The organism is Rhizobium sp. AC44/96, from assembly GCF_001692185.1.
Lineage (GTDB): Bacteria > Pseudomonadota > Alphaproteobacteria > Rhizobiales > Rhizobiaceae > Rhizobium.
Genome location: NZ_LXKO01000039.1, coordinates 276,536 through 286,325, shown reverse-complemented (window position 1 = coordinate 286,325; position 9,790 = coordinate 276,536). Strand labels below are relative to the sequence as shown.

The 9,790-nt window shown below is 61.5% G+C and carries 10 protein-coding genes; 6 read left to right on the top strand and 4 right to left on the bottom strand.

Annotation, left to right across the window (positions count from 1 at the left end; genetic code table 11):
* Window positions 1–326: 326 nt before the first annotated feature.
* Window positions 327–602: a BON domain-containing protein gene (locus A6U87_RS26870; protein WP_065694365.1), complete on the bottom strand. Its 276-nt coding sequence runs from the start codon at window positions 600–602 to the stop codon at window positions 327–329.
* Window positions 603–750: 148 nt separating this feature from the next.
* On the opposite strand from A6U87_RS26870, the gene A6U87_RS26865 reads away from it, so the two are divergent.
* Entirely contained in the window at window positions 751–1,083 is a 333-nt protein-coding gene (locus A6U87_RS26865; RefSeq protein ID WP_065694383.1) for a DUF6665 family protein, read from the top strand.
* 6 nt (window positions 1,084–1,089) lie between these two features.
* On the opposite strand, the gene A6U87_RS26860 is transcribed toward A6U87_RS26865, so the two are convergent.
* Complete coding sequence (locus A6U87_RS26860; RefSeq protein WP_065694364.1) at window positions 1,090–2,895, bottom strand: diguanylate cyclase; 1,806 nt, start codon at window positions 2,893–2,895, stop codon at window positions 1,090–1,092.
* A gap of 154 nt (window positions 2,896–3,049) precedes the next feature.
* Between A6U87_RS26860 and A6U87_RS26855 the strand changes: the two genes are divergently transcribed.
* From A6U87_RS26855 to A6U87_RS26835, 5 genes are all read left to right on the top strand, one after another.
* A complete protein-coding gene (locus A6U87_RS26855; RefSeq protein WP_065694363.1) occupies window positions 3,050–3,799 on the top strand; it encodes a cytochrome c biogenesis CcdA family protein in 750 nt (249 codons plus the stop codon).
* A gap of 188 nt (window positions 3,800–3,987) precedes the next feature.
* Window positions 3,988–5,199, top strand: coding sequence for an NO-inducible flavohemoprotein (gene hmpA, locus A6U87_RS26850; RefSeq protein ID WP_065694362.1), 1,212 nt, complete (start codon window positions 3,988–3,990; stop codon window positions 5,197–5,199).
* A gap of 96 nt (window positions 5,200–5,295) precedes the next feature.
* Complete coding sequence (locus A6U87_RS26845) at window positions 5,296–5,754, top strand: Rrf2 family transcriptional regulator (RefSeq protein ID WP_065694361.1); 459 nt, start codon at window positions 5,296–5,298, stop codon at window positions 5,752–5,754.
* A 34-nt stretch (window positions 5,755–5,788) separates the two neighbouring features.
* Window positions 5,789–6,934 (top strand): HPP family protein, encoded by a 1,146-nt coding sequence (locus A6U87_RS26840; protein ID WP_065694360.1) that lies wholly within the window; start codon window positions 5,789–5,791, stop codon window positions 6,932–6,934.
* Between the two features lie 156 nt (window positions 6,935–7,090).
* The gene (locus A6U87_RS26835; RefSeq protein ID WP_065694359.1) at window positions 7,091–8,041 is read left to right on the top strand and encodes an AEC family transporter; all 951 of its coding nucleotides are present in this window, start codon (window positions 7,091–7,093) and stop codon (window positions 8,039–8,041) included.
* Here the strand turns inward: A6U87_RS26835 and A6U87_RS26830 are convergent.
* Entirely contained in the window at window positions 8,021–9,232 is a 1,212-nt protein-coding gene (locus A6U87_RS26830) for a UbiH/UbiF family hydroxylase (protein WP_065694382.1), read from the bottom strand. The two genes, A6U87_RS26835 and A6U87_RS26830, sit on opposite strands and share 21 nt — an antisense overlap.
* A gap of 35 nt (window positions 9,233–9,267) precedes the next feature.
* Window positions 9,268–9,780: a DUF934 domain-containing protein gene (locus A6U87_RS26825; protein WP_065694358.1), complete on the bottom strand. Its 513-nt coding sequence runs from the start codon at window positions 9,778–9,780 to the stop codon at window positions 9,268–9,270.
* Between the last annotated feature and the right edge of the window lie 10 nt (window positions 9,781–9,790).

The window sequence follows — 9,790 nt, the reverse complement described above, 5'->3', positions numbered from 1 at the left end:
AGATGTGTATAAGAGACAGCTATTGACGATGGCACCGCCGATGATACCGCCAATCACGCCTGCAGCCAGACCCCCGGCAATAGCCGAACCGTTGTCATGGTGGTGGTAGTGTCTGGGCGGCGGCGGCCGATTATCACGCCACTGCGCCATCGCGCTCCCGGTCGATGCTGCAATGCTGCCAACGGCCAAGGCCACAGCGACTGCAGAATGGATTAGTCTATTCATTGTGTCTCCAATCGAGCTAAGCGCCGTTCAGCGCCACCCAGCAGGCGGAGACAGTTGCACCGGCAAGCTTAACGCCACATTAACAAGACCCGACCACCAACCTACTGCACGATATTGCGGCAGAGCATCCGGTCCTGCACATTGCCAAGGCCGACGATCGCTTCGGCCACGCGGACCGCCTTCTCCCTGTCGCTTCGAATCGCGACGTATCCTTCGAGAACAACGACCGGGCCAAGAACGCGGACTTCTATTTCCTCGCTCACAAGCGAGGCGTCGGCCGCGAGCGCTGCAGTGACCGATGCCTTTGTGGATGACGCGCTATGCCCCGCCGCACAGCAATCGTCGTGGGCGCCGGAACTGTCGAAACGGGTTACCATTGATCTCTCTCCTGTGATCTTCGATAACACCGGGACGCCGAATTTGTTTCCTCGTCGCGACAGCCGCCGTTCCCCACCCGCCTCTTCCCGGCTTTACTCGAACCGCCGATACCAATAGTTTTTGGAAGCCCGCTCAAGGATGATCGTGATGACCTTTCGCCCGCCGCAATCGTTGAGACAGCCCTTCTCGGTTGAAAGCGGCTTCAACGTCCTTGAATATGAGCTGATGTCCGAACGGGCGGATTCTCTAGGCCGCCACGGCCGAAAGGCCGAGTCAGCGCTGGCGGATCTGAAGGCATGGGACGGCACGCGGCAAGACGATGCAGAGCGCTCCATCCTCGTAGGCAAGGCATGCGATGCCGTCTGGGCGCTCTTCGTTCAGCGAGAGATCTGCGGATTGCGCAACAGCCGCGACGTCATCCAGCGCTACGCGATACCGGATGAAGTGCTTGTTCGCCTTGGGTCCGCGCCCCGAAGATAACGCGTATCAGACTGAGCCGCGCATCTTGTCGCCTTCGTTGGGCGCGGCACCCACCACGGTCATGTTTCGTCCGAGTGACTTGGCCTCCAGCAGAGCCGCATCGGCGCGCGTCAAAAGCGACCCCACCGGCCCCTTACCCTTTGCCGCTGCAAGACCGATCGACACGGAAACGGAGCCAAGGATCCGGCCGCGGTGCGACAGCGGAGCACTGCGAATGGTTTCCCGCACGCGCTCAGCCAGCAAAAGCGCCTCCGCGTCGCTGGCTCCCGGCAGCAATATCGTGAACTCCTCGCCGCCAAATCGATAGGCGCGTCCGAGGTCGCCAACCGTATCAACAAGGATTCGGGCGACATAGCGCATGACTTCATCGCCCGCGTCATGACCGAATTCGTCATTGAAGCGTTTGAAGTGATCGATGTCGATCATCATGCAGGCCAACTGCTCGTTGGCCTCGGTCCGCGCATGACGGTTCAAATCCTCATCCAGCGAGCGACGATTGAACAATCCGGTGAGCGCATCGCGGGTCGACAGGTTCGTCAACCTGTCGCGCATCTGCAGGTTTGCCATGGCGAGACCCACGTTCTCGGCAATCAACTCGAGATAGAGACGCGAGGCCTCGGCGGCCAACTCGGCCGGAGGCCGCTCCTCGAAGTAGAGGAGCCCGATGACGTCACCCTGCGCCGTCAACGGCACACAGAGCCCCGCCGTTTCGGCTTCATCCAGATGCTGGCAGCTGATATCGCTGTGCGCGCCCGCGCTGACATGCGGGCGACCGCGACGCAGCCCCCAGCAGGCGCTCGCCGGAAATGCGGGTTCGGAGCGCTGCGGATCCAGCCATGTGGCAACGGATGTCAGCGCCAGCCGGCTTTCGTTCATGATGTAGAGGTGGCCCGCCAGATCGGGGAAGATCTGTGGCGCGAAGAGAGCCACGACCTCCGCAAGTTCGCCTTGCGTCTGGCAGGCCTGTAATCGGTGCAACATCTGCAGGATCAGATCCTTGGTCAGCTGATCCTGCCGGCGTTCGGCATCCAGCCGATCGCGCTCGAGGCCGTTTACGCGAAACACATGGATCGCTTCATTCATCTCGCCGATCTCATCGCGTCGGCGATCAAGGGGCACTTCGACGTCGTAGTCCTGTTTCGCCAATCGGCTGACGATGCCGGTCATCCGCATGAGCGGCATGGCGACCCGCCGCCTCAGGATGAAATAGAGCACACTGAGAAAGAGGGCCGCGGTGACCGCCAGCAGCGCCTTGGCCACAAGGCCCCACCAGTCGCTCGTCGACTGAGCGTCTTTCATGGCGGCTTGCGTGCGCGCGTTGGTCAACTCGCGAAAGCGGGTCACATTGCCGAGCAGCGAGGTTTGAAGCCGATCGTGCTCCGGACCGAACAAGCTCTGTCGCGCATCAGCCTGATCACCGCCCTGGTAAGCGGATATGGCGGCAGCCTCGATCTTGTCCAAGGCGTCTGCATCCTGCTCCACGGCGTCGAGAGCGGCATGCTCCGCAGGCGCTGCACCCCATTCGCGTATGTCCTTGATTGCTGCTTCGCGCCGCCGCTCCTCGCCCTCGCGGCCCTGGAATGCTTCAAGGTGACGGGTGTCGCCCCGCATGACATAGAGACGGGCTTCATCCGTTCTCTCTTCGGCGCCAAGCGCCAGCTCCTCGCCGAGCGAATCAAGCGCGAGATGCTCCTCGACAGCCGTCCGTTCCCGCGTTGCGCTGTAGGCAGACAGCATGAACGCACCGCCCGACAGAACCGTCAGGACCACTGTGACGCCATAGGCCCAGTTCGTAATCGTGCTTATTCGCATGGTCCGAGATTAGGCTTTCCGAATTTCCAGAAAATTAACGTCCGCCAGCTGGCCGTTTCCCGGATCGCCAGTATCCGCGCGAAAAGGTGATTGGCGAGATGGGGTCGGCTGCGGTAGGATTTCCGGCATTATTGCCTGCCGCCGGAGAGACTGCGTGTCGATTGCCGATATTTCCTTGTTGAGCGCTTTGATTGCCGGTGCGCTGTCATTCCTGTCGCCGTGCGTCTTGCCTCTGGTGCCGCCCTACCTCTGTTACATGGCCGGTATCTCAGTCGAGCAGTTTCGCGGCGGCGGCGCAGTGGTGGTCTCACCCGATGTGCGGCGCGGCGTGCTGTTCTCAGCGCTGTTTTTCACGCTTGGCTTTGCCACGGTCTTCGTCGCGCTCGGCGCCGGGGCATCCAGCATCGGCATGGCGCTTCGCCAGCATCTCGACCTGCTGGCAAAGATCGGCGGCCTCATCATCATCATCATGGGCCTGAACTTCCTCGGCCTGTTCCGGATCGGGCTGCTCGCCCGCGAAGCTCGTTTCCAGGGCAGCGGCAAGCCTGCGACACTGACAGGCGCCTATGTGATGGGTCTGGCTTTTGCCTTTGGCTGGACGCCCTGTATCGGACCAGTGCTCGGTGCAATCCTCGGCGTTGCAGCATCGCGCGAGACCGTCGGATCCGGCGCGGGGTTGCTGGCTGTCTATTCCCTCGGGCTCGCCATTCCGTTCTGGATCGCGGCCGGCTTTTCCGGCGCCTTCATGGGCTTTCTCGCGCGTTTTCGCCGCCATCTGGGGACAGTGGAAAAGGTCATGGGCATCTTCCTAGTCCTCACCGGACTCGCCTTCATGTTCGGATTTGTCAGCGACGCCGCTATCTGGTTTCAACAGACTTTCCCGATCCTGATGAAAATCGGCTAGCCAGCACCGTCTTCGGACGGCCATTCCCATCGGCACCGGAGCATCGTCGGGCCACCGTGATCATCACTCCATCAATCAGTGCGACAGAACGGCGCAACAAACGCTTTAGGTTAAAACATATATTGTAGATGTATCTTTATGGGCATAGACGTTGGCCACCGACCAATACAGCCAGAATGGAGATCATCATGTCGGACACATTGAGCGAAAAGACCAAGTCGATCGTACGGGCGACCGTGCCCGCGCTTGCGGCGCACGGCACGACCATTACCGCGGCCATGTATAAGCGGCTCTTCCAGGATCCCGCCGTGCGCGAACTGTTCAACCAGTCCAACCAGGGGGAAGACGGGCGCCAGACGAAGGCGTTGGCTCAAGCGATCCTTGCCTACGCTCAGAACATCGACAATCTGGCTGTCCTTGGGCCGGCGGTCGAACGTATCGCGCAGAAGCATGTCGGCCTGCACATCCTTCCGGAGCACTACCCCCATGTCGCGACCGCGCTGCTGGGCGCAATCAAGGATGTGCTCGGCGATGCGGCGACCGACGACATTCTCGCGGCATGGGGCGAAGCCTACTGGTTCCTCGCCGATATCCTGATCGGCCGTGAAAGGCAGATCTACGATCACCTGAACTCGTCGGAAGGCGGCTGGAACGGTTGGCGGACGTTCGTGATCACGGCCAAGCACCGGGAGAGCGACATCATCACCTCCTTCGTGCTGAAGCCTGCCGATGGCGGACCCGTCGTTGGCCATCGGCCCGGCCAGTACCTGACCTTCAAGATCGATGTGCCCGGCCGGCCCGCGCTCAGGCGCAACTACAGCATTTCGTCATCCCCCAATGGCACCGAGTATCGGATCTCGGTGAAGCGCGAGGCGAACGGCGCGGTCTCGACGCACCTTCACGACCGCGTCAACGAAGGCGACGTCATCGAAGTCTCGCCTCCGGCCGGCGACTTCCATCTGCCGGAACGCCCGGAGCGGCCGATCGTGCTTCTGAGTGGCGGCGTCGGCTTCACGCCGATGGTCAGCATGCTCGAAACGATTGTCGATAGCGGCGTCGCGCAGCCCGTTCACTATATCCATGGAGCGCAGGACGGCCGCGTTCATGCCATGGGCGCGCATGTCCGCAGTCTGACCAACGGGCGCCCGCATATGAAGACCACGACATTTTACGGCACGCCGCACGAACGCGACCAACGCGGCGTCCATTTCGACCATGACGGCTTCATCACGGTCGACTGGCTCGCCGAGAATACCCCCATCCACGAGGCCGACTACTACCTCTGCGGACCGAAACCTTTCCTGGCGGTTCTCGTCAATGGACTGTCGAAGGCGGGGGTACCTGCCGAGCGGATCCATTTCGAATTCTTCGGGCCAGCTGACGATCTCGCAGCAGCCTGAACGATTGCCGGGCGGGAGCTGGGGCCCGCCCGGCAATTGAATCATTCACCAGATATCTTATAAGAGGAACTAAGCCGGCCACTCGACGAGACCAATATGCGCCTGACCGTCTATTCAGACTATGCCCTGCGGCTGATGATGTATCTTGCGCTCAACGGCGAGCGCCTCTCGACGATCTCGGAGATCGCCGACGCCTACGATATTTCCAAGGCACATCTCATGAAGATCACGCACGAACTCGGCCTCAAGGGGTTCATCGAGACGGTGCGCGGGCGACAGGGCGGCATGCGGCTTGCGCGCGACGCCAGCAAGATCGGCATTGGCGACATTGTGCGCGCCTCGGAGCCGGACTTCGCCATCGTCCCCTGTCTGGAAGAAGGAGCAGGAAGGGTTTGCGCCATCCAGCCCGCCTGCGTTCTCAAGCGGGCGCTCGCCGCCGCGGCTGCCGCCTTTCTTGATGTACTGGACGGATACACGCTCGCGGATCTTACGCGACCATCCGTTCCCCTTCGAAACCTTCTTGCTCTTCCTGATCTACCGTCAGCGACGGCCTGACTCCTTTCTTCTGTCTCCATTTACGGCCTCCAGTATGTACTCAATCCTCAGATCGCTTATTCCCGTCGCGTCCACTATCAGCGTCACGGAGCGGCTCCGTTCCGGGCTTGGAGCAACCCTCGGCATCCTGGCGACCGGCGCTCTAGCAGCGGCGGCCGTCGGGGTCGGTTCGCATCTGCCCGCCCTGATCGCGCCAATGGGCGCGTCTGCAGTTCTGCTTTTCGCGGTACCCTCTAGTCCCTTGGCCCAGCCGTGGTCACTGATTGGCGGGAACATCATCGCAGCTCTCACCGGCGTCACGGTCGGCCTCCTGTTTCCGAACCTGATCGTGGCTTCGGCAATCGCAGTCGGGCTCGCGATCGCGCTGATGATGGCCTTCCGGTGCCTTCATCCGCCGAGTGGAGCCATCGCATTGACAGCGATCCTTGGCGGTCCAGCAATCCGCGAACTCGGCTACGGCTACGTCATCTGGCCAGTGGCCGGAAATTCGATCTTGCTTCTGGTGCTCGCCGTCGCCTTCAACAACATGACGGGCAGGCCCTATCCGCATTCATTGAAGCGTCACCCGGCGGACCACAAGACGACAGACCAGCCGCCCATCGAGCGTATTGGCTTCAGAGCCGAAGACCTCGACGAAGTCCTGAAGGAATATGATGAGATCATCGACATCGACCGCGAGGACTTGGCCGATATCCTGCGGCGGACTGAGTTGAGGTCCTATGCCCGGCGCGGCGGAACGACGACATGCGGGGACGTGATGTCCCGCGACGTGATCGCAGTGTCGCCTGACGACTCGCTCAGACACGCACTCGAGCTCCTGCAGCTCCACCATATCAAAGCGCTCCCGGTGACCGACGACACCGCGCGGGTCGTCGGCATCGTCACGCAGACCGATATCCTAGACAAGACAAGCTGGAAGAACGGAACGCCGGCCATCGGCTTCCGGCAGAGAGTCCGCCTGTCGATGGCGAACGGCAGGGCACCATCAGGCATCGTAAGGGACATCATGACGGCCCCCGTGCGTACCGTCTCGCCGGAGACGTCGCTATCCGATGCGGTCGTGCGGCTGGCTGGCGATGGCTTGCACTACCTGCCAGTAACCGGCGACGACGGGAAAATCGTCGGCATCGTCTCGCAAACCGACGTGCTTGTCGCAATGCTGGCCGACAAGGCGGCTTGAACTGGCCGCCTGCCTGCAGGAGAGCGTACCGTTTCGGGCGATTCCGCCATTTCGGAACCGAAAAGCGCCATGTATCCTGCCACCCCGAGATAACCCTTTGATTCAACACGCGCCGAATGGAAACCGACATTTGGCGCGCTTGTCCCGGAATAGAAATTGGCCGATATCGTCAGTCTTCTCCTGCCCTTCTTCGGCCTGATCCTTATCGGTTACGTCACGGCAAAGGTAACAAAGCAGCCGGCCGAGGCGCTTGGCTGGTTGAACACCTTCATCATCTACGCCGCCCTGCCCGCGCTCTTCTTCAAGCTGGTTTCGAGAACACCCTTCGAGGATCTCACGCGGATCGATTTCATCGCGACGGACCTGGCGGCCACATACTCGATCTTCATCGCGCTCTTTGCGATCGGCCGATGGGTGCGCGGCAACTCGCTTGCGGACTGCACGATCCAGTCGTTTGCCGGGGCCTACGGCAACATCGGATATATGGGACCGGGGTTGGCGTTGCTGGCGCTGGGAGAAGGTGCGGCCGTACCGGTCGCCCTCATCGTATGCCTGGAAAACGCACTCCATTTCGTCGTGGCACCGGCGCTGATGGCGGCGGCCGGCGATGACCAGCGTTCACGGCGACAACTGATCATCGATATCGCGCGCAAGGTCGCACTCCACCCGTTTATCCTGTCCACGGCCCTCGGGTTCGTCGCAGCGGCCTCTGGCGTCGCCCAGCCGCTCGCCTTCCAGCGCTTTGTCGACCACCTCGCCCAGGCGGCCGCGCCGTGCGCGCTGTTTGCCATGGGTGTCACCCTCGCTTTGCGCCCGCTCCGGCGCATACCGGCGGAAATCGGCTATATCGTTCCCGCCAAGCTGATTATTCATCCGCTCGTCGTTTTCCTTGCGCTGAAGGCAGTCGGCGGCTTCGATCCGGTTTGGGTCTACGCCGCGGTGCTGCTCGCGGCGTTGCCGACCGCTACGAATGTCTTCGTCATCGGCCAGCAATATGGCGTCTGGCAGGAACGCGCATCGGCGACGATCTTGATCACCACGACGCTGTCGGTGGTGACCGTTTCCGTCTTCCTGATCGCGATAAAGTCAGGCTTTCTTCCGGCCTAGCTTTTCCTGGATCGCTGCCGGGATATCGCGAAGCCCGCGACCGGGCTCGATCCCTTCGCGCATCACGAGGTTGCGCAAGGGTGGAAACGCCGAAAGGATATGAAGGCCCGCCGCGCGCAACACCTGAACCGGAAGGAAATCCGACAACAAAGACCGGTTGAGCAGGTCGACGCTGGTGGTGCGCGTCATGATATCCATGCGACGCTTGCGATCGAACTGGTTGCCGGCATCGGCGGCAATCGGCAGTTCGGGACGCGTGCAGAGAATATCAGTCAAGACGATGACATCGCGCAGGCTGAGATTCAGGCCCTGCGCGCCGATCGGTGGGAAGACATGGGCCGCCTCCCCGATCAACGCCACGCGACCTTTGCCCGAACGGTGCGCCATCATCCCGGAAAGCGGCCAGATCTGCCCCCCCTCCTCGACGGTCACCTTGCCAAGCAACGACTGCATTCGCTCCTCGACGACATTGCTCAACTCCACCAGCGAGAGTTCATTGCGAGCATCCGCATCCGAGGGGTTCTGCACCCAGACAAGGCTTGAGCGATTGCCGGGCAGCGGGACCTGCGTAAACGGGCCGCTTTCTGTATGAAATTCGGTCGAGATGTTCTCGTGCCGCAGCGAATGACCGAAGTTCAGGACCATGGCCGCTTGCGGATAAGACCAGTTGCGCACATCGATGCCGACCGTTTCGCGCAGCTTCGACTTGCGACCATCAGCACCAACAGCGAAATCAGCCGTCAGCACTTCACCATCAGCCAAGGTGATCACGACGGAATCGGCAGTCGCTTCGATCGCTTCAGCGAAGGCGGTGAACCGCGTGATGTTGCCCTCGGTGGCGACAGCGCCCTCCAGCACATCCATCAGGGCCTTGTTGGGAAAATTGTAGCCGAAAGCCTCGAGGCCGACCTCGGCCGCACGAAAAGTCGTGACCGGAGCCCGAAGGAGGCGATTCGTCCCGTCGATTATCCGCATCGTCGCAAGCGGCGCGGCGGATGGCTTCAGCTTTTCCCAGAGAGTCAGTCGGTCGAGGAAACGGATGGATTGGTCCATCAAGGCGGTAGTGCGCCGGTCTTCCCTCGGTGCCGGCGGCGCGACGAGAGCCACGTTGCGCCCGCCCCGCGCCAGGGAGACTGCGGCGATCATGCCCGCAAGACCGCCGCCGATCACCGCTATTTCGAAAGTCTTCATTGCACCGTCCGTCAATTCTGAACGGCGAGCCGGCTTTATGCCGCCGGCTTCGCCTGACGGCGCCAACTATAGCTCTTGCCCGGCGCCGCGTCACGCGCAGTCGGCTGATAATAATGCGGAATCTCCGGCAGGCGCTTCTCGCTGAGACGCTTTATCGCAGTCTCGTTGGTCACCGCGAAGCTGTCGATGCCACAGCGCAGCATGTGCGGCACCTGGTCAATCAGCACGTCGCCGACGGCACGCAGTTCGTTGGTATAGCCGAGGCGCTCGCGCAAAAGCGAGGCATGGCTGAAGGCGCGGCCGTCGTTGAACGCCGGAAAAGCAACCGCCACCAGTTCCAGCCGGTACAGATAGGGTTCGAGCTTGCGGACGTCGTCGGCGGGCTTGATCAGAACGCCGAAGCCGACCTCATTGCTTTCGTCCGCCTTGGCGATCAGCTCGTCCAGGCTGAGAAGAGGCTTCTGCCCCTCGCTTGCCTTGACTTCCTCGGTTTCGATTATCCACGGATCGTTTTCGACGAAGCCGGTTTCTCTCCAGATCTTGGTCATCGTCTTCTCC